The 18,309-nt window shown below is 51.8% G+C and carries 20 protein-coding genes; 7 read left to right on the top strand and 13 right to left on the bottom strand.

Translation table 11 applies throughout. The annotated features are described in order from the left end of the window. Positions 1-89 precede the first annotated feature (89 nt). Positions 90-719 (bottom strand): CG0192 family protein, encoded by a 630-nt coding sequence (locus H924_RS00865; RefSeq protein ID WP_015650081.1) that lies wholly within the window; start codon positions 717-719, stop codon positions 90-92. A 167-nt stretch (positions 720-886) separates the two neighbouring features. Between H924_RS00865 and H924_RS00860 the strand changes: the two genes are divergently transcribed. Continuing rightward, positions 887-1,801: an alpha/beta hydrolase gene (locus tag H924_RS00860; RefSeq protein ID WP_015650080.1), complete on the top strand. Its 915-nt coding sequence runs from the start codon at positions 887-889 to the stop codon at positions 1,799-1,801. On the opposite strand, the gene H924_RS00855 is transcribed toward H924_RS00860, so the two are convergent. The 6 genes from H924_RS00855 to H924_RS00830 all read right to left on the bottom strand — a co-directional run bounded on the left by H924_RS00855 (position 1,787) and on the right by H924_RS00830 (position 5,605). Further along, complete coding sequence (locus tag H924_RS00855) at positions 1,787-2,662, bottom strand: hypothetical protein (protein WP_015650079.1); 876 nt, start codon at positions 2,660-2,662, stop codon at positions 1,787-1,789. The genes H924_RS00860 and H924_RS00855 overlap by 15 nt on opposite strands. A 76-nt stretch (positions 2,663-2,738) precedes the next feature. After that, complete coding sequence (locus tag H924_RS00850; RefSeq protein ID WP_015650078.1) at positions 2,739-3,050, bottom strand: MGMT family protein; 312 nt, start codon at positions 3,048-3,050, stop codon at positions 2,739-2,741. A gap of 13 nt (positions 3,051-3,063) precedes the next feature. Then, positions 3,064-3,918: a VOC family protein gene (locus H924_RS00845; protein ID WP_015650077.1), complete on the bottom strand. Its 855-nt coding sequence runs from the start codon at positions 3,916-3,918 to the stop codon at positions 3,064-3,066. Further along, positions 3,918-4,214 carry an RNA-binding S4 domain-containing protein gene (locus H924_RS00840; protein WP_015650076.1) on the bottom strand — a complete coding sequence of 99 codons (297 nt, stop codon included), beginning with the start codon at positions 4,212-4,214 and terminating at the stop codon, positions 3,918-3,920. The genes H924_RS00845 and H924_RS00840 overlap by 1 nt, the downstream gene beginning before the upstream one ends. A gap of 34 nt (positions 4,215-4,248) precedes the next feature. Further along, positions 4,249-4,911 carry a LysE family translocator gene (locus tag H924_RS00835; RefSeq protein WP_015650075.1) on the bottom strand — a complete coding sequence of 221 codons (663 nt, stop codon included), beginning with the start codon at positions 4,909-4,911 and terminating at the stop codon, positions 4,249-4,251. Positions 4,912-4,924: 13 nt separating this feature from the next. Then, entirely contained in the window at positions 4,925-5,605 is a 681-nt protein-coding gene (locus H924_RS00830) for an alpha-ketoglutarate-dependent dioxygenase AlkB family protein (protein ID WP_015650074.1), read from the bottom strand. A gap of 24 nt (positions 5,606-5,629) precedes the next feature. On the opposite strand from H924_RS00830, the gene H924_RS00825 reads away from it, so the two are divergent. Together H924_RS00825 and hrpB are read left to right on the top strand one after the other, a co-directional pair. Beyond that, positions 5,630-6,274 carry a sugar O-acetyltransferase gene (locus H924_RS00825; RefSeq protein WP_015650073.1) on the top strand — a complete coding sequence of 215 codons (645 nt, stop codon included), beginning with the start codon at positions 5,630-5,632 and terminating at the stop codon, positions 6,272-6,274. A gap of 102 nt (positions 6,275-6,376) precedes the next feature. After that, on the top strand, positions 6,377-8,719 hold the full coding sequence (gene hrpB, locus H924_RS00820) for an ATP-dependent helicase HrpB (RefSeq protein WP_015650072.1): 2,343 nt from the start codon (positions 6,377-6,379) through the stop codon (positions 8,717-8,719). A 24-nt stretch (positions 8,720-8,743) separates the two neighbouring features. On the opposite strand, the gene H924_RS00815 is transcribed toward hrpB, so the two are convergent. Together H924_RS00815 and H924_RS00810 are read right to left on the bottom strand one after the other, a co-directional pair. After that, positions 8,744-9,139, bottom strand: a complete 396-nt coding sequence (locus H924_RS00815; RefSeq protein ID WP_029703752.1) for a hypothetical protein — start codon at positions 9,137-9,139, stop codon at positions 8,744-8,746. Positions 9,140-9,216: 77 nt separating this feature from the next. Then, complete coding sequence (locus tag H924_RS00810) at positions 9,217-9,999, bottom strand: TSUP family transporter (RefSeq protein WP_015650070.1); 783 nt, start codon at positions 9,997-9,999, stop codon at positions 9,217-9,219. A 148-nt stretch (positions 10,000-10,147) separates the two neighbouring features. On the opposite strand from H924_RS00810, the gene H924_RS00805 reads away from it, so the two are divergent. Both H924_RS00805 and H924_RS00800 read left to right on the top strand, forming a co-directional pair. Further along, positions 10,148-10,702 carry a hypothetical protein gene (locus tag H924_RS00805; protein ID WP_015650069.1) on the top strand — a complete coding sequence of 185 codons (555 nt, stop codon included), beginning with the start codon at positions 10,148-10,150 and terminating at the stop codon, positions 10,700-10,702. Positions 10,703-10,734: 32 nt separating this feature from the next. Beyond that, positions 10,735-11,856, top strand: coding sequence for an AbrB family transcriptional regulator (locus H924_RS00800; protein ID WP_015650068.1), 1,122 nt, complete (start codon positions 10,735-10,737; stop codon positions 11,854-11,856). A 76-nt stretch (positions 11,857-11,932) separates the two neighbouring features. Here the strand turns inward: H924_RS00800 and H924_RS00795 are convergent, their stop codons facing one another. The 3 genes from H924_RS00795 to H924_RS00785 form a co-directional block, all read right to left on the bottom strand. Continuing rightward, positions 11,933-12,736 carry a SpaH/EbpB family LPXTG-anchored major pilin gene (locus H924_RS00795; protein ID WP_015650067.1) on the bottom strand — a complete coding sequence of 268 codons (804 nt, stop codon included), beginning with the start codon at positions 12,734-12,736 and terminating at the stop codon, positions 11,933-11,935. After that, positions 12,696-13,388, bottom strand: coding sequence for a SpaH/EbpB family LPXTG-anchored major pilin (locus tag H924_RS00790; protein ID WP_029703754.1), 693 nt, complete (start codon positions 13,386-13,388; stop codon positions 12,696-12,698). The genes H924_RS00795 and H924_RS00790 overlap by 41 nt, the downstream gene beginning before the upstream one ends. A 793-nt stretch (positions 13,389-14,181) precedes the next feature. Next, positions 14,182-15,846, bottom strand: a complete 1,665-nt coding sequence (locus H924_RS00785) for a DUF885 domain-containing protein (protein WP_015650065.1) — start codon at positions 15,844-15,846, stop codon at positions 14,182-14,184. A 223-nt stretch (positions 15,847-16,069) separates the two neighbouring features. On the opposite strand from H924_RS00785, the gene panD reads away from it, so the two are divergent. Continuing rightward, the gene (panD, locus tag H924_RS00780; RefSeq protein WP_015650064.1) at positions 16,070-16,480 is read left to right on the top strand and encodes an aspartate 1-decarboxylase; all 411 of its coding nucleotides are present in this window, start codon (positions 16,070-16,072) and stop codon (positions 16,478-16,480) included. 47 nt (positions 16,481-16,527) lie between these two features. Here panD and H924_RS00775 read toward each other — a convergent pair whose 3' ends face one another. Next, positions 16,528-17,250 carry a trimeric intracellular cation channel family protein gene (locus H924_RS00775; RefSeq protein ID WP_015650063.1) on the bottom strand — a complete coding sequence of 241 codons (723 nt, stop codon included), beginning with the start codon at positions 17,248-17,250 and terminating at the stop codon, positions 16,528-16,530. Positions 17,251-17,353: 103 nt separating this feature from the next. Here H924_RS00775 and H924_RS00770 point away from each other — a divergent pair, with 103 nt between their 5' ends. Next, positions 17,354-18,265 (top strand): EamA family transporter, encoded by a 912-nt coding sequence (locus tag H924_RS00770; protein ID WP_015650062.1) that lies wholly within the window; start codon positions 17,354-17,356, stop codon positions 18,263-18,265. Positions 18,266-18,309: the final 44 nt, after the last annotated feature.

Raw genomic sequence — 18,309 nt, 5'->3', positions numbered from 1 at the left:
ACTCCTCTGGCGGCACCCTTCAGCACCAAAACGGACGCCAAAGCCACCTACAAAGCAGCCAAAGCCAAGCTCCTCAAGAACAAAAGGCTCTATTCAACCCAGTTGAACTCGGCAATAAGCAACTCTTGCTCAGGCTTTTCGGGGTTTTGAGCAACTAAACGCAAATGAGTTGCGCTGTGTCCGCGGCCGGTATGCTTAAATCCTTGCAAAACCTGAGGAATACGCAGCTTAAAGTATTTTCCTTCGCCGTCGATCTCAACGGAGCCAATAACACGCTGGCGCCCCACCTCGATGAGAGTTACTTCGCCCAGGCCAAGGTCTTTAGCATCAAAAGTGCCGGTGCCTTTTACTGATAAATAGCTAGCTACGCCATCGTCACGGCTGGCTCCATCATCGCCGGTCAAGATGGTGCGGATATATTCTCTAACGGCTACAGGGTCTCCAAGTGCATTGGTCACCCAGCGCTTACCCAGCACTCCATGCTCGAGGGTGGAAATAGTGTGCTCAGGGCTAATTTCTGCAGAGCGGTAGCTCAATGGAATTTGGATGAGTCGACCTTCGCGTTCATGGGCAATTAGGCTTTCAATTCCCACTTCACCTTCAACGGTGTCCACCAGGCGATAGCTGCCGAGGATTTCCGAAGCTCCGATCCAGGCCTGAGCAATTTCCTGCTTTGTTGGCTTAAGTGTGGTGTCGTACATTTTTGCAGTGCCACTCATAAAGACTTCTCCCTTTAAGCAATAAACTTTAGGTAATAAATTAGCCCCCAGCCTACGCACCTTCGCCCATCTTGGCGCTGCGAGCGAGTGCGAGAGCAAGAGCAAGAGCGAAAGCTTCGGTGCGGATTCACCCCATCACTTAATGCAAGGGAACTAAGGTGGTGAGCATGGCTGAAAACAATAATCCTTCTGAATCCGAGGAACAGCGCGATCAGCGCTTCCGCGATGAGTTTGAGGTCGGCGGTAAAGATCGCCAACTTTCCGATGAAGAGCAGCTAGAACAGCTGGGCTCTTATATTGATGCGCATTATCCTTTGCCTGATTTCACCCCTCCATGGGCAGGTGGCGATGGCAATCCTGATGCAGCAGATCGTTATATTGCGCATTTGCCAGATCGCACCACCCACACTGCGATGATTATGCTGGGTTCTGGTTTGGATCATTCCATGCCTGGCGTTGCTTTTATTGGCGGCGTGAGCGTCGATAATGCTCCGGAGATCGGGGCGGCCATTTTCCGTCCTTCACAGCCAACTGGCCGGTGGGCGGTGTCTTTCCACAGCGGTGGTTGGTGGCGCGGTTCCGGTGATGCGCTGGAGATGCAGTGGCGTCCGGAGGTCGCAGCGGCCGCTGAGCTTTCAGGTACCACTATTGTGGATCTGGATTATCCGCTCGCCCCTGGTCACACCTTGCCACAGATCAACGATGCGGTGGCCAAGGCGGTCGGCTACGCCCGCCACCATAACGCAACGTCGATCACGGGCTGGGGTTATTCCTCCGGGGCAGCGTTGGCAGCACTAAACGCTTCGCTTTTCGACGCTTTGATTCTCACGTTCCCAGATCTGGGAAGTGTGGAAAAGCTGCCGGAGGAAATTCGGGCCGATGTGGAGATTGCAGATCCTCAAAGCTGGCCGAAGGCTTTAGTACAGATTGCTTTGCAGGATGAGATCGCTACCCGACCTGTAGGTATTGAAGGTCAGGAGAATATCGAGATCAAGGAGTATGTCGCGCGGCACCGTATTTCTACCCCGAAAATCGCGCGGGAGAAAATCACCGATGTGGCGGAGTTCCTAAAGAATCAGTAGTCGATAAATAAAGTTCGGAATGGGTAAAGCATCCGGGACCAGAGACAATGCCTCAGCTTTTATGGTTCCGGCCAACTCATCTTTGACATCAGCTGCGGTTTTCATCTGTTTAGCGCTTTCTACAACTGAGACAGTGTTGCCAGCATAGGAATTAGCAATAGCTGGGGTGGTTACCTCCGGCGAATCCTCGCTGAGGTAGTCCTGTACATCCTCAGTTAGGGTGTCAGCATCACCATAGGTATTGGCTGCCACCACAAAGTCAGAGCCGATACTTACCGAGGCATGCACATCAAGGTTGTCCGACCATCCCAATTTGGTGCCGAGCATATCGGGCAAGGTGATGGTGCCAAAATCTTGGGCATATCCATCAGCGGCTTCCTCGGCGGTATTGGCCATGCCATCAATCAGGGGTGCTGCGGTTGGATCATCATTAACTTTGGAGACAAACTCCGCCATGTCCAACATGCTGGTGGTGGAATTTCCCCAATAACCTGCCCAATCGGTGTCGCGCAGGTCAAATTCATCCACAATCTCCTCGATTGCTTCTGGATAAATCGATTCCAAATAGTCTGCGGTGGAATCTTGGGAATAGCGGATCATGTCATATACCAAGACGGCGTCTTCCTCATCGCCTTCTTCAAGCACGTAGTATCCCAAATAAAGCTTTGCCAAGGATAAAGCTGGGCGGGATTCATCGGCATTTTCCGAGGCCACGATGGTGCCATCATCATAAACAATGACAATTTGGGTGCGCTCAGGAATGGCATCAGCGAGTTCAATGGCGTTGGCAGGTACAGCTGATACAAGTCCTATGACAGTCAGCAACACGCTGATAGCTGCCATCAGACGAGTATTTTTCATAAGGGATGACCTTATCCTGTGGCCCTAGAAATCCCCTAGCTGAAAACCGATTTATGCGGGAATTATGAGAAAACCATTAATAAACGCTTAGTGATAAAAGCTCTGTTTCACTCAAGCGATGCGACTGCATTCGGACTTTGGGATTCCGTCCAGTGGAATGCGCAATCCCCTCGCTCTCCCACTTTAATTTCGCTGCCGCAGCCACCTGCGAGCCCCCGTCGAAACGCACAACCCGCCACCAATTACTCAGCTGTCCCTTTTCTGCCATGATGCGCCCCACCTGCCTCGGTCCGGTGCCCGCAAGGGCGGCGATGTCGCCGTAGGTGGCGACTCTGCCCGGCGGGATGGCGTCGACAAGGGAAAGCACCATGAAATCTAGCTCTTCCATGGTGCTCATTTTTCTACTCGCCGTTTTGCTGGCGGAACTGCTCTTCAAAAGCACTGAGATCAATGTTGAGGAGGTCATCGCCCTCGGCGCCCTCTTCTACATACTCATCAACTTCACACAGCGTGATGGTGGCGCCAGTGGAATCAGAAATCAGCGCCATGCGGCCGAACTCGGAATCCCAAGGCTCGCGGATAACCTCGCCACCAAACTCTGGGGCCTTGGCAGCAGCCTCGTCGACGCTCAAAACGCCCAGGTAGGACTGCCAGAAGCTAGGAACCTGCGGTGGGAAGTGGCCGGAGGCATCAAAAATTCCCGCAAAGGCAGAACCATCAACCAAAGCGGTGGTGTAATGGAATCCCTCATCACCTGCACCATCTAGCTGAGAAGTGGTCCAGGAGAAAAGCTCTCCATAAAAGTCCACAGCCTCGTTGTACTTAGCTACAGTGCTTAGCTCATGCCATACCGGGGTCCCGGGTTCACCCGCAGCCACAAAGGACTCTTCGCTACCTGGTTCAATAACTCCAAAGAGGGCACCAGCGGTATCAACAGCCAAGACCATACGTCCCAAGTGAACCTCGGTAGCAGGTGCCAGGATACGTCCGCCCAGCTCAACGATCTTGGTGGATGTGGCATCCAGATCAAAGGAGAGGAAATAGCTAATCCAGGTATCTGGAATGCTGGATTCGCCGCGCTGATCAATAAGACCGGCAACCGGCAGACCCTGCACACGCGCCATGCGATAGCCGTCATTTACCTCGGAGATTTCCCAGCCCAGCACGTTTTCATAAAAGTAGCTGGACTTGGCGATATCGGAAGTAGAAAGGTCAATCCAATAGGGCATTCCCGGCATGGCTTCAAAAGCTGGCATTACATATTCCTCCACTTTTCGGGATCGAAGTCATCATTAGCGGTGGCTTCATCAAAATAATCATCATCGTCGGTGCTGTCACCAGTGACTACCTGCGCACAGACGTCACCAATGCACACCACATCTCCATCGCGCAATGTTTTACCGCGACGGGTATCCACTGCACCATTAACGGTGACGTCACCATTACTAATGGCGTCTTTAGCCTCTCCGCCGGTTTCAACGAGATTGGCCAATTTGATGAACTGGCCAAGTTTGATGGCTTCGTCCCTGATGTGCACTTCTTGGGGTTGCATGGTGATTGAGTCTAGTTGTCTCCTTTAAGGGGAGCTAACCCAAGGCTTTAACACCAATTCCCATAACCCCCTCCACGATCATGAACATTCCCAACCCGATGAAGATCACCCCCGTGAAAAGATCAATCAGCGCTGAATAGCGAGTAATTCCCGCTGCCAGCTTGCGTACCAAAATGGCAAAGCCCACAAACCACAACACCCCCGTAAAGATAAGGAAAGCTGCGATAAAAAAGCTCCAGCCAAATCCCATATCAGGCCTAATAAACTGCGCAAAAACAGATCCAAAAAAGAGTACGGCCTTGGGATTAGACAAGTTGGTGGCAATACCTGTGCGCAGCGCTGCCCACATTCCCAAAGCTTCATCCTGGGCAATTGGGGTGGCTGCCGCGGTAACCGGAATACTTCCACGGCTACGCCACCAGGAACGTACTGCTCCATAACCCATCCAGGTCAGGTAAGCGCCACCCACTAATTGCAGCGCGTTGAGTACAAGTGGCTGGCTAGAAATTAGTGCGGAAAGTCCGAGGAGGCTGCCCACAATCCAGATGGTATTGCCCACCATGATGCCAAGGGCTGTCCAAATGCCAGCACTTCGACTTTTGGAACCACGCCTAATAATTTGGAAAAGGTCAGGTCCAGGTGAAGCAATAGCGGCGACCCAGATAAGAAAAAGTGCGAGAAATTGTGCAATTGTCATTATCTTTTTGAGTTTATAAGTCGACCTGGCGGATGGTGATATTGATGCGCCCTTCTTTAAGTCCACAACCCAAGGGCGCAGTATTGGCCATCACTTTGGGAACGCCGTGGAAGGCGCGTCGATTAGCTCCCCCGAAGATAATGACATCGCCACTCAGCAGCGGAATGTCGTGCCAGGGCTTATTGCGATTTTCCGTACCACCGAGGCGGAAAAGTGCGGTATCGCCAATAGAAATAGAGATCACTGGGGCCTCTGAAATTTCATAACCATCTTGGTGCAGTCCCATAGAGGCAGTTGGCTCATAATAATTAACCAGCACCATATCGGGGCGAAAAGAGCGGGACCAGGCCTTTAAAGAAGGGCTGAGTTCCCCGGCGCGATCCAGGGTCAGCTGCGCTAGATCCACAAAATTTTGCGGAACCGGTGGCACCGCAGTCCCATCAAGTTCTTGGACATATCTAAATTGATCGGTTACCCAATGCCTACCAATGGTGAGCATATGTACACTCATCTGCCCGGTGCGTGTTTTCGGTTTGGTCATGGCCAAAGGGGTATGTACCAAGGACCGTGCGATCTCGCGCGATTGGGATACCAGGCTTTCTTGAGCATTAAGCTCGAGAAAATTGGGCAGATGCACAACACCTGAGGCTACTTCAACATTGGGACGTGGCAGTTCATCAAAAAGCGTGGGCATTCCATCACCTACATAATGGGACTCATGGACAACTTTGACCCTACGCCCTACGAATCCATCGAGTGGATGACAGGTGGCAACTGGTATCTAGCCACTGGCGCACACCGCCAAGAAGTTGCTGATCAAGCTGCCCTTTTGGTCCACGAATTCAACCAACTCGGCCCCACCAATCCGCAGCGTTCCACAGAAATCATCAAAGAACTACTCAACCCAGCAAGTGGCCAGTGCACTATCAAGGCGCCGACAATTATCGAATACGGTTTTAACACCACCATCGGCGAACACGTCTTTATCAATTTTGGCCTGACCATTTTAGATATTGCACCCGTTTACATTGGCGCCCGCAGTATGCTGGGCCCTAATTGTCAGCTTTATACCGCAGGCCACCCGGTTCACGACTGGGAAATGCGTTCCGGAGGTTGGGAAAACGGAAAGCCCATCACCATTGGTGAAGATGTATGGCTGGGTGGAAATGTCACCGTGGTGGGCGGCGTGAGCATTGGTGATCGTTGTGTCATTGGTGCTGGCGCGGTGGTGACCAAGGATATTCCAGCGGATTCTATTGCGGTGGGCAATCCAGCGCGAGTACTCAAAAAGCGCGATATTAAAAAGCTGGAAAGAGATCAGCTTCCACCAAATGCGCCGGTTGATGCCTTCGGAGTGCTTTAGCCCGGGCAAATCCTCCCCCACGGCAGAAACTACACTTATCCCATAAACCGCGAACAAAGTGAGGCTGGAACAATTTTTAAGGTAGATGCTATTTCTGCAGGGTTGCCTGCGGCCTCATTAATTTCCCAGCTCCACGCTGCGCTCGACCGCCAAGCACAAAACCAAGCACAAAATCTAGTTATTCAGGCACCTCCAGGTACTGGCAAAACCACCGTCATCCCACCGGTTGTTGCAAATGTCCTTGCCACACAGCAGCTAAAACAAAAAGTACTGGTCACAGCGCCACGCAGGGTTGCCGTTAGAGCCGCAGCACGTCGCTTAGCCCACCTTGATAGCAGTGCCTTGGGCGATAAGGTCGGATATAGCGTGCGCGGAGATCATGTGGCGGGCAGCCAGGTGCAATTTGTTACTCCTGGCGTTTTGGTACGTCAACTTTTGCAAGACCCAGAGCTTGCCGGGGTCGGTGCGGTTATAATTGATGAGGTTCACGAGCGCCAGCTAGATACTGATCTGCTGCTAGGAATGCTTACTGAACTCAGCCAGCTGCGCGATGATTTTAGCCTTATTGCCATGTCTGCCACCGTGGATGCAGAACTTTTTGCACAGCTTTTGGGCGCGCAGGTGCTATCTGCAGAGGCACCGCTCTATCCACTGGAAATTACTTATCGGCCAGCCGGTGCACGTTTGGGAACTCGCGGGGTGGAACGCAGCTTTTTAGAGCACATTGCGCAGGTCACTCATGAAGCCACCATAAATAGCTCACATTCCGCCTTGGTTTTTGTCCCAGGTGTGTCGGAAATTGAGTGGGTAATTACCGAGCTCCAAAAACTAGGGCACCACAATGTTTTTGCGCTGCATGGCAGGCTCACGCCACAAGAACAAGATCTTGCTCTCAGCCGTAGTGATGAGCAGCGCATTATTGTTTCCACTCCAGTTGCAGAAAGCTCGCTAACGGTTCCTGGCGTGCGCATTGTGGTTGATTCAGGACTGACGCGTATGCCCAAGCGCGACGCTGCGCGCGGGATGACAGGGCTAATTACGGCTAGTTGTGCGCAGTCTGCTGCCCAACAACGTGCTGGTCGCGCCGGGCGTGAAGGGCCAGGTGAGGTGATTCGTTGTTATTCAGCGGAGGATTTTGCACATTCTGCACGCTTTAATCCGCCGGAAATCAGCGTCGCGGACCTCACCCAAGCTGCGCTCTGGTTGGCAGCTTGGGGCACTCCGATTGCCGAGCTGCCGCTGCTTAGTGCACCTCCGGAAACGGCGTGGACCGCCGCAATTGAGACCCTCAGCCGCATCGGTGCGCTGCAGGGTTCTGCCCTCACACCGCTAGGAAAATGCTTATCGACGCTACCCCTGCCGCCACATTTTGGGGCTTCCTTGCTACGTTTTGGCCTCCAAGCTGCACCAATCTTGGCAGTGGTGGCCGATAGCCCACAGGGCGACGTCGCAAAGCAAAAAGCCGCACCGGCCGAGGTCAAGCGCCTGGCTCGACTGGCACCCAAAAATTCTGGCACGGCGACAGCCGGGCAGATTGTGGGTGTGGCATTGCCTCAGTTAATTGCGCGGCGGGAGGGCGAAAATGAGTATTTGCTGACCAGCGGCACGCGGGCAATCTTGCAAGATAAGGATTTAGCCGGAGCACCGTGGTTGGCCATTGCGGCTATTAATCGCAGTAATAATCGGGCTTTGATTCGGGCTGCTGCGCGCATTTCAGAGGCGGATGCCCTGGAGATTATTGGTGTGGAGGAAATTACTAAAACCGCCATTTCCGGTGGAAAAGTGCAGGCCAGGAAGGTGCGAGCAGCTGGTGCCATCGAGCTTAGTGTCACTGCTGTCAAACCTCAGGAGGCTGATGCTGCAGCTGCTGTCGCAGCTGAAATGCAGGCATCTGGGCTAGATATTTTTGAGTTTTCTGCCGCTGCACGTTCTTTGCGTGATCGCTTGCGGTTTTTATATGTGCAGGTTGGGGCGCCGTGGCCAGATACTGATAAGGCCGATCCGCAACTGTGGTTGGGGCCAGAATTAGAAGCGCTTGCTGCAGGTCAGCCTCTTAAAAAGCTGGATATGCATACGGCTTTGCAGCGGCTTTTGCCGTGGCCAGAGGCAGTACATTTAGAGGATTTGGCGCCTGCACATTTGGTGGTTCCCAGTGGGCATCGTCATGCGGTGGATTATGAAAGTGGCAGGCCGGTGCTGCGCGTAAAATTACAGGAATGTTTTGGGCTGGAGGAATCTCCACGCTTATGTGATATTCCGGTGCAATTTCATTTGCTCTCACCTGCGGGCCGGCCTTTGGCAGTTACCGATGACTTAAAAAGTTTTTGGTCCGGCCCCTATTCCCAGGTCCGAGCAGAGATGCGTGGGCGTTATCCCAAGCATCCTTGGCCGGAGGATCCGTGGAGTGCTCCGGCCACTGCACGCACTAAAAACCGTGCGCGCTAAGAACCGCGCGCGCTAAAACTGCAGCTAGGCGCTGAGCTTTTTACCCAGCTGTTTACCCAGCTGGATGAGGGAATCTGCGGTGAGGTAGGTGTCATCATCGGGATGCACATGGGTGCAGGATTCTGCCTCGCAGAATTGGAATTTCTCCGGCAGCTGATGCGCAATGTTGCTGGCCGCAACTGCCAGCGCTGGCAGATGCTGGGCGTGCGCAATAATGTGTAATTCTTCCAAGCCGAGGATGCGGGTGGATTCTGCGGCCCCGCTTAATAATTCGGGGAATGCTTCCACTTCAAGTTCTTCCGGAACTACCACGGTGACTGTGGTGGAGGCGTGCTGCAGGTCTTTAACAATTTCTGCAGTGTAACTGAGGGGGTCTTCCGCGAGGTCGCTGGAAGTTGATTCCAGTTGTGTCTTGATCATGTCACCCAGCATAGAAAGTTTTCCTGCCACAAACCATCCCGATAGCTTGGAACTTCCTAATTTTTGAACCGCTTTGTCTATAGTCCTTGGTATTGTTGCCAGCCTAGGTACAGGCACATCACGACAACCAAAGTAAGCAGTGCATATCTAATCAGCCTGGTACCGCCCCCAAGTACCGTACGGGCACCCAATTGCGCTCCGATGACATTTGCTACCGCCAGCACCAAACCCAAGGTCCACCACATATGCCCACCTGCAATGAATACAATTAGCGCTCCAAAGTTGGTAGCCGTATTAACCACCTTGGCCATCGCAGCAGAACTAAGAAAATTCTGTGACAACAATGCTGTAAAAGCCATAATGAGAAACATTCCGGTACCAGGCCCAAAAATGCCATCATAAGCTGCAATAAGTCCGACTGCGCCCACAGTTGCCCACCGCTTCCATCCGGTTGGCAGAACTTGGCTTTCCCCGGTGCCAAAACTTGGTTTAAAAACCACAATTAACCCAACAACCAGCATTAATACAATAATCAGCGGGCGCATTACCTGCTTATCAATCATGCTGGCCGCTAGCGCCCCTGCTCCCGAGCACACCATGGCGATTGGCACATAAAGGGCAAGTAGTTTTTTATCCGGCTTAACCTTGCGGACCAGCGTAAATGCCGCAGAAGCCGTGCCTGTTACCGCAGCCAATTTATTGGAGGCAAGAGCAGTGACAGGTGCCAATTGGGGCGCTACGGCCAAGATGAGTGGAATTAGTACCAGTCCGCCACCTCCAATAACGGCATCAATCCAGCCAGCTACGGCAGCCCCGGCAATTAAAATTCCCCACCCGCTTATTGCCAGTTCCACACCCATTTATGCCTTCTCCTATTACTTTTGTGCATCAATCTCGCATCATTGCCGGTGGGCAAAGTATAAACCTCTTGTTTGGGCTTTGATTCGGATTAGCATTGCTATTAAAAGCTTTTGCACGTGCCAGTTCGCCCGCGAAAGGATTAGGACAATGAACCTTAAATCTGCTTCTACCTTAAGTTTTGCAGCGATTTTCCTGCTGAGCGCAGCGGCTTGCACCCCTGCAGATCGTCCCTCCACCCTCGCGCGGCAAAATACACCCATCTACACCCAGCAAATTACCCACTATGGGCCTGGACTTTATAGCCTCAAACTCTCCGAAAAACAGGCTCTCACCTGTGCATTTAGCGAGCCCACTGCAGCTTCCCCCACCCGCGCCGAGTGCGCGGCGACCTTTCCAGTGACCTGGAAGCTTATCGACGAAACCCACGCGCAAGCAGCAAAATTAATAATTAGCCAAGATACATCCGGCTTGCTGCAGGTGAATGCTTCTCAAAAACCTCTCATCACGGTGCGGATGGTTCCAACTGAGATCACCGGAACTGCAGAGATCGCAGGAATGCGGGTATTGCTAAAAGAAAATGAAGCGCGCTTTTCCATCGATAGTGATAAGGAGCATGAGGTGCTTATCACTCCAGATTCCTATGAAGCGATCCAGGCTGCAGATTCCCAAAATGGCTCCACTGCTATGGTAAGTACTACTTAAATATTGGCTAATTTTGAGGAGTCTGCTTACTGGTGAATGAACAAGATTCTGACTCCCCACAAGAGCCAACACTAAAAACCATCGTTTTCCGTTGGAGCTTGGTTGCACCCATTTCCATTGCCTTGGGCTGGACTTTTAGCATGTGGGGTGTGCCGGCCGCGTGGATTTTGGGAGCTATTTTAGGAGCTGGTGCCTGCGCTCTTATTACCGGCCAAGACCTCCCGCTGGCCAAAGGTGTTCATATTTTTGGACGCTCCATCATTGCACTTTTGGCGGCTATTCCACTGATCACCTCACCGGGACAACAACTTCTGCACTATCTCATCCCCGGTTTGGTGATTTCCTTTTTCACCGTGGCTGTAGGCGTAATTGGGGGCCTGCTACTAGCTCGATCCCGCCGTGAAATCTCTCCAGAAACTGGTGTGCTCTCGATGCTTGCTGGTGGAGCCTCGGTTATGCCAATTCTGGCGCGGGAGCTGGGTGCTGATTTCCGCTATGTAGCCCTCAGCCAATATCTGCGTCTTTTGGTGGTTTCTATCACCTTGCCGCTGGTTACGCACTTCTTTGTACCGGGTGGTGGTGATCTAGGAACTGCTCCCCCACATTGGTTGGACGTTTTCCACTTTTCTGAATTTGGTAGTTCCACCAACCTGATGTCACTTATGGTGATCTTCTTTATTGTGCTGTGTGGTGAACCCTTGGGGCGCCTCCTGCATTTCCCTGCTCCCGCAGTGCTGGGACCTTTGTTATTCACCGTGGTTTTAAGCTTCTTCTTGCCTCAAGATATCAATTTTGAACCACCCACTTTGTTCAAGATCGTGGCTTTTATGTCCATTGGTTGGATGTGTGGCGGTGCCCTCAATATGACAGCACTCAAGCTCTTTTCTAAGCAACTACCTGCAACATTCCTTTTTATCTTTGCATTGCTAGCAGTGTGCGCTGGAGCCGCGGGGTTGCTCACCGTTTGGCTTGATATCAGCTTCTTTGAGGCATATTTGGCTACCAGCCCCGGAGCTTTGGAAACAGTGTTGGCATTATCTTCTGAAGGTGAAGCAGGACCAGTGGTTGTTACCCTGCAAATTATTCGCCTGCTGGCCATTTTGACCATTGCAGGATTTTTGCCCAAGATCTTGCGCTTAATTCTGCGCAAGTAAAAATTCCATCATTAAAAAAGCCAGTGCCAGGCGCCTTATTAAAAGGAACCTGGCACTGGCTTTTGTGTTTTAGCTTTTAGCTCTCACGTCGCTGCATGAGGTAGTAAGCTCCACCCGCGATCAGCAGGATCAAACCTGCGCCGAGGATAATTGCCACACCCTTGCCACCGGTAAGAGGCAGATTGAAGCCGGCATTAGCCTGGACGTTCTCAATCTCAGCCAACAAGTTAACGGTAGGTACGGTGTCGCTTCCGCTAAGATCAGCTATAAGCTCAAACTCAATTGGCTTGGTTAGAAGTTCATACCCTGGTGCTGCTTGGGTTTCTACCAGGCAGTACTTGGTTGATGGATCCAATACTGCACCGTTTTGGTAGTTATTTGCCTGCAGACCGGTGATGAAAAGCTCACCATTAGCATTGGTGGTTCCAGAGAAACCGTCAATCATGTCACCCAGCTGAGTTGCACTGGTACAGCGGTAAACCTGGAAGCTTGCACCTGCCAATTTAGCAGTTTCACCAGCGGCATTTTCACCAGTCTTGGTCAACTTCACATTGCCAAAGAAGGACTTTGGCTTGGTTTCAGTTGGTGGAGTGGTTTCTGGAGTACCTGGAGGTGGGGTGCTTGGATCAGTGGTCGGAGTGGTGCTCTGAGTGAGCACAACATCGTTAACCACGGCAGGTACTGCAACATTTGGGTCACCGGTGATAGCGGAAACAGTGAAGCTTAGCTTCGCTTCAATGGTGCGTTCTGAAGTAGCATCCACCGCATTAACTCTTGCCAGACCGGCGGCAGTCAAAGCAATAGCAACCTCACCAGTAGTGGTGGTGTTGACAGTGTATTCATTGGTTGCCAGTGGGAGCGCCGTTGAAGGTGACTCCATCTACAACTGGCTTTTCCAGACGATCGCTTGGGTACTTATCCACAATGCGGAAGTGGGAGAGGTCATCTTGAACCTGCTGAACCGGAGCATTGATGGTGTAGTTGATGACGTCGCCAGCATTTTTGTTGGCATCGACCACAGTCTTGATTGGCAGGGTCTCATCTACCGGGTTGTTCTTAGGGTAGACGTGAACGTCATACATCCACTCACTGCGGTTCTCTGGGTTGGCCATAGGCAAGGTGACCAAGAATGCACCATTGGTGGAGTTATATCCGGTTGGGGCCTGAGTTTCAGTGACTCGGTAGAGACCCAATGGCAGATCAATCTTGACGGATCCATCAGCACCGGTGGTGTAAGTGCCAACGGTGGTGACATCAGCGGTGGCAGGGTTCATGTCCTGTGCTGCTTGCCAACCCGCTGCGGTCTTGAGATCAACCCCGTTGACCTGCTCAACCAGGAATTTTTCGCCTGCCAGAGGCGCACTGGAAACGGTTTGCTGAGTACCGTCACCAGCTTGTCCCATTGCAACACGGGATCCGCCGCCCTCGTCAAAAACAACACCGGCATGCTTATGAATAGTCAATGGTGCAACCGCTGCTGCTGCCATTGATTCCGCACCTGGGCCTGTTACTGCGAAGGCAGGAGCAGTCATTCCCCAGCTGTAATAACAAATGTAGAGCCTACCGCTGCGATAAGCGCTCTCTTAAAAATCTTTATTTCTTCCCCTACATGGCACCTTTGATCCCTCCTCAAGCTTTGTGTCTCGCCTTGAGATGAAGCTGCTTTTTGGAAAAAACAAACCAATTTCCACGCCACAGCACAAGCTATCTTGAGTGAAATTAATACTATGCAATCTTAAAGAAGTTCATTTTCCATCGCTGAACTGCCACTTTGCGCTCCAGGGCAATAATATCATAGGTAATATTTCGCCTGCCCCCATCAAGACTTTTGCAGTTAAGGGCAATTTTTACTTAATCTAGAGACCAATTGGAAAGTAGTAAACCTGACACCGATCACCGTTGCCGGTTACGGCCACCCGCGCAACCCATTCCCCAATGAACAAACTATATTATGCATTTATGCAAATAAATGACACACCGGGGGGCTGTATATTTTTCTATACCCTTTAAGTTTTCCACCACCCCAAAACCCACCCCTTCAATGCCGTAAAACCCGTCCGGAATTCCCCACTTTTTCATTAGCAAAATTATCCATATGCTTTGTTTAAATGGCACAACAGCGCCACGACTAACCCCAGGAAATGCTGGCTAAAATTGACAAAACTCCTAGCCCCGACAATCACACTACCCCAGCCACAGAATCTAGAAAGTAACACCTTTAATGCATATATACATTGTCTGAAATATGCCTAAGCGCCACATATAAATAGCAAAAGCGCCACAGAATCCAAGATTCTGGAGCGCCTCAACTCGGCTATATGACGATTAATGCAATACCTGCTCACGCAAAATAGACATAGGAATACTGCCATAAGATAAAGCATCTGCATGGAATTGTGCCAAGGTCTGCCCCTGCGCCAAAGCTTCATCGCGCAGATTGAGCCACAATCGCTGGCCAATCGCATAGGAGGCAGCCTGTCCCGGCCAACCCAGGTAACGGTTGAGCTCAAAGGACAGGGAAGCTTCATTCATCGAGGTGTTCTCTCGCAGGAAGCTGCGTGCATAAGCCGCATCCCACAGTCCGGCGCTCTCTGGAGTCTTCTTGGAGAGGTGAATTCCAATATCAATGGCTACCCGAGCAGCACGCAATCGCTGCGCATCCAAATAGCCCATGAGGTTGCCCGGGTCTTCGTGATAGCCCAGTTCTTTCATGAGGGTCTCTGCATAAAGCGCCCAACCCTCGCCGTGGCCCGAATTCCAGCACACTAGCCGGCGCCACAGGTTGAGGTTTTGGGATTCGGTCAATGCTGCAGAGATCTGCAGGTGATGGCCCGGCACACCCTCGTGGAAAACGGTGGTGAGTTCTTGCCAGGTGTGGAAAACCTCTTGGGTTTTGGGAACAGACCACCACATGCGGCCGGGGCGAGAGAAATCATCGCTTGGTGGGGTATAAAAAATGCCACCGGTACCGGCTGGGTCAATTAGGCATTCCACCTTGTCAGCAACTTCAGGAATATTGAAGTATTCACCATTGAGGTCGGTGATCGCTTTATCAGCAATGCCCTGCATCCACTCTTGGAGAGCATCGGTACCACGGATGAGGTATCGCTCATCGGTATTGAGCTTTTTCATCGCCTCGCGGATGGTGGTTCCGGGACCATAAAGTTCATTGGCTAGACGCTGTTGCTGGGAATCAATGTCGTGGAGTTGTTCCAAAGACCATTGATAAGCCTCATCAAGGTCAACAAATTCGCCAACGTGCAGATGAGAGAATTGTTCATAGCGGTCCCGGCCCACGGCATCTTCATGGGGAGCATGGGGTGCCAGTTGCTCAGCCATCCAGCCAGCTACTCGCACAAATGCTTCTTGGGCTTCCGCAACTACTGGATCATGGGCCTCAAGTCCCAGGTTTGCCAGGATGGAGTCTTCATCGGCAAGGTCTTCACATTGAGAGACAACTTCTTCAACCTGGCGGATTGCAGCCACTCGGCCTTGGCTAGCTGCTTCTGCCAAGGATTCGCAATAACCATGCAAAGCATCAGGTACACGAGAGAGTCGCTCACGAATATTTTCTAGGTCTTCGCTAGTTTCCCGAGGCATAACCAAGAAGGCATCACGAATGGTCTGAACTGGAGAGTCAATATTATTGAGCAGGCGCAGGGTTTCGCCCTGATGATGCAGTGCCAGGTCCAGACAAACGCGATCGCGCAGCACATCGGCGGTCACGCGATCAACGTGATCAAAGTCCTCTTCATCATCATTGTCATCGGTGCCATCATCAAAGGCATCAACATCGGCAACCATGTCACGGTTGCGTTCAGCGATGGCATTCCAATAATCAGGGGAAAAATCCTGCAGCTCGCCCTCGAAACCGGGAATACCCCAGGCGGTGGCGTCAGTCGGCGACAGCGCTGCCAGATCATGGACATAAACCTCGCAAGAGGCGTCCAGTAGTGAAGGAGAACGTTGCACAGAACTCTCAGGAGTCATAGATTGCTATCGTAGCGATTGCAACGACTTTATCCCACCTGGTACGGGTGGATGTTGCCAGATTGGAATAATCAAAACTGCCATTAGTGCCTTCTTCCAGCACCTTTAACTAAAAACACCTGCAAAGTAATTTAGCCAACAAAATTCTTTGACCTCTGTGGCACCCAGGCTCTAGGATTAGCCAATCAACTTTCCCTTTTGATGAAAGAGAATCATTTAAGCGATGCTGCGAACCATTCTTGGAAGCAAAATTCACCGCGCCACAGTTACCCAAGCTGACTTGGACTATGTCGGCTCGGTGACCATCGATGCTGATCTTGTCAAGGCAGCTGGCCTCATCGAGGGCGAAAAGGTCTCCATTGTGGACATCACCAATGGTTCCCGCCTGGAGACTTATGTCATTACCGGAGCTGCTGGCAGTGGCCAGATTTGCATCAACGGCGCCGCCGCACACCTCATTAATCCTGGCGATTTGGTCATCATCATGAGCTATCTACAGGCCACCGAACCCGAAGCACGCAGCTTCAAACCACGCATTGTCCACGTCGACTCCGACAATCGCATCATTTCCCTCGATACCGACCCCGGCGCGGTCATTCCAGGTTCCACGCTGCTGTCCTCCCGCAGTTTGTAGCTTATCGACGTGCCCCTCCACCAGCACCGCGGCGTCGAAAAGCGCCTTTAAGGTCTCTTATCTCGGCCTTTTTCTTCGGCCCGCTTTAATTTGCGGCGCAATTGCGCCACCGTGAGGTTGACTGGCGCAAAATCGGTGTTGACCGGGATCACCCAGCCACACCAATAGGCGGTAATGGCCAAACTGATGCCAATTAGTGGTGAGATTATCATGCCCAGGAGCACATAATCCGCCTGGTGGAAGGCCACCATGGACGCCGCGGAAAGCAGTGCGGGGATGGCGTAGAGGGTGCCACCGCCAAAAATGCTCGGGGTTTCACCGGTAACCACATCGCGCACCATGCCACCACCCACTGCCGTAAGCACACACATAAAAATGGCTGGTAATACGTCTACTCCGAAGTTCATGGCTTGGGTGGCACCGGTAAATGCCCACACACCCAACACAATGGCATCGGCATGGACTTTAAAAACCTCCCAGATACGTCCCTTAAAATTAACGGCCCAAGCAATTAGCGCGCCGGTAAATGCGAGGCTGAGATAAATGGGATTATCGATCGCAGCAACGGTGCCACGCTGGATCAACATATCGCGAATCATGCCGCCACCGAGGGCAGAAAATAGCGCGAGAAAAAGAAATCCAATGACATCATAACCACGTTGTCTAGCGATTGTTCCGCCGATTATTCCATTGAGGAGCACACCAATGAGATCGAGGGAATCATAGAGGTTAGAGACGGTGGAATCGACAGTTTCCAAGGGTACGTCCATGCCTTAACCATAACCTCAAAACTATGTGAATATAACTCCGCCGAAGGTGCGTAGACAGTGAATTATCTGTATAAGAAAGATATTAACTATCAGGAGACAGGTAATGGCAGTAGAACGCACATCCCCCGCAGGTGTCATCACCTCACTTTTAGCATCATTACTCTTCGGAGTGATCTTTTTTATTTCCGGAGCTATTGAAGCCTCCGCCATAACCCTGGTCGCGTGGCGAGTCATCCTCACCGCCGCCTGTTATATCCTTATTCTCCTCCACCCAGCCGGACGCGCTATTGCCTCTTCCTTTTGGCAGACCTTAACCTCCAGCCGGGTGCAGCCCCTTTATTTCCTAGCTTTGGTAGCGCTTATTGCACTGCAGCTCTGGCTTTTTTCTTGGGCTCCCAAAGGGCACGCCCTGGATGCTTCCCTGGGTTACCTACTGCTGCCTCTCTTTTTGGTGATTGTGGGCCGCGTCTTTTTTGCCGCGATTATTACACCCCTGCAGTGGTTAGCAGTGGGAATTGCGATTGCCGCAGTTGCCATTAAATTCTTGGCTTCCGCTCAAATCTCCTGGGTGACCTTCGCCATTGCCTTAGGTTATGCCCTCTATTTTTCCCTGCGTAAACATTCCGGCCTCAACAATGCCTTCGCTTATGGAGCGGAAGTTCTCGTGCTTTCCCCGCTGGCTATTTATATGGTGTTGAGCATTCCAGAAACCCTAAGCACCCGCATGCTCATGCTGGTGATGTTGGTTGGTGTAGCCGGCGCAGTGGCGATGGCGCTTTATTTAGCTGCCTCTACCCTGCTCAGCATGCCAATGTTTGGGCTTTTAAGCTACGGCGAGCCAATCCTGTTATTTGTGGCAGCCCTATTGCTTGGCGAATCCCTCAACTTAAGCGATGCCCTAGTTTATGGACTACTCGGCATCGCTTTAGCTATCTTGGGCTTTGATGGTTTTTGGCGCTCCCGCACCCCAGCGCAAGTTGTTACACCGATCGCCGTTGCCGAAATAAGCAACTAAAAAAGCCTTTATGCACTGTGCATAAAGGCTTTATTGGAAGTTTT

It is taken from the genome of Corynebacterium callunae DSM 20147 (genome assembly GCF_000344785.1).
Lineage (GTDB): Bacteria > Actinomycetota > Actinomycetes > Mycobacteriales > Mycobacteriaceae > Corynebacterium > Corynebacterium callunae.
This window is presented reverse-complemented; position numbering and strand designations above follow the sequence as displayed.

Bases quoted from the DNA above. Each gene is read 5' to 3' on its own strand.
- H924_RS00785 (WP_015650065.1), bottom strand. From the start codon at position 15,846: ATGACTCCTGAGAGTTCTGTGCAACGTTCTCCTTCACTACTGGACGCC.
- H924_RS00860 (WP_015650080.1), top strand. From the start codon at position 887: ATGGCTGAAAACAATAATCCTTCTGAATCCGAGGAACAGCGCGATCAG.
- H924_RS00805 (WP_015650069.1), top strand. From the start codon at position 10,148: ATGAACCTTAAATCTGCTTCTACCTTAAGTTTTGCAGCGATTTTCCTG.
- H924_RS00810 (WP_015650070.1), bottom strand. From the start codon at position 9,999: ATGGGTGTGGAACTGGCAATAAGCGGGTGGGGAATTTTAATTGCCGGG.
- panD (WP_015650064.1), top strand. From the start codon at position 16,070: ATGCTGCGAACCATTCTTGGAAGCAAAATTCACCGCGCCACAGTTACC.
- H924_RS00850 (WP_015650078.1), bottom strand. From the start codon at position 3,050: ATGGAAGAGCTAGATTTCATGGTGCTTTCCCTTGTCGACGCCATCCCG.
- H924_RS00865 (WP_015650081.1), bottom strand. From the start codon at position 719: ATGAGTGGCACTGCAAAAATGTACGACACCACACTTAAGCCAACAAAG.
- H924_RS00770 (WP_015650062.1), top strand. From the start codon at position 17,354: ATGGCAGTAGAACGCACATCCCCCGCAGGTGTCATCACCTCACTTTTA.
- H924_RS00855 (WP_015650079.1), bottom strand. From the start codon at position 2,662: ATGAAAAATACTCGTCTGATGGCAGCTATCAGCGTGTTGCTGACTGTC.
- H924_RS00815 (WP_029703752.1), bottom strand. From the start codon at position 9,139: ATGATCAAGACACAACTGGAATCAACTTCCAGCGACCTCGCGGAAGAC.
- H924_RS00825 (WP_015650073.1), top strand. From the start codon at position 5,630: ATGGACAACTTTGACCCTACGCCCTACGAATCCATCGAGTGGATGACA.
- H924_RS00790 (WP_029703754.1), bottom strand. From the start codon at position 13,388: ATGACTGCTCCTGCCTTCGCAGTAACAGGCCCAGGTGCGGAATCAATG.
- H924_RS00845 (WP_015650077.1), bottom strand. From the start codon at position 3,918: ATGCCAGCTTTTGAAGCCATGCCGGGAATGCCCTATTGGATTGACCTT.
- H924_RS00775 (WP_015650063.1), bottom strand. From the start codon at position 17,250: ATGGACGTACCCTTGGAAACTGTCGATTCCACCGTCTCTAACCTCTAT.
- H924_RS00795 (WP_015650067.1), bottom strand. From the start codon at position 12,736: ATGGAGTCACCTTCAACGGCGCTCCCACTGGCAACCAATGAATACACT.
- H924_RS00840 (WP_015650076.1), bottom strand. From the start codon at position 4,214: ATGCAACCCCAAGAAGTGCACATCAGGGACGAAGCCATCAAACTTGGC.
- H924_RS00830 (WP_015650074.1), bottom strand. From the start codon at position 5,605: ATGCCCACGCTTTTTGATGAACTGCCACGTCCCAATGTTGAAGTAGCC.
- H924_RS00835 (WP_015650075.1), bottom strand. From the start codon at position 4,911: ATGACAATTGCACAATTTCTCGCACTTTTTCTTATCTGGGTCGCCGCT.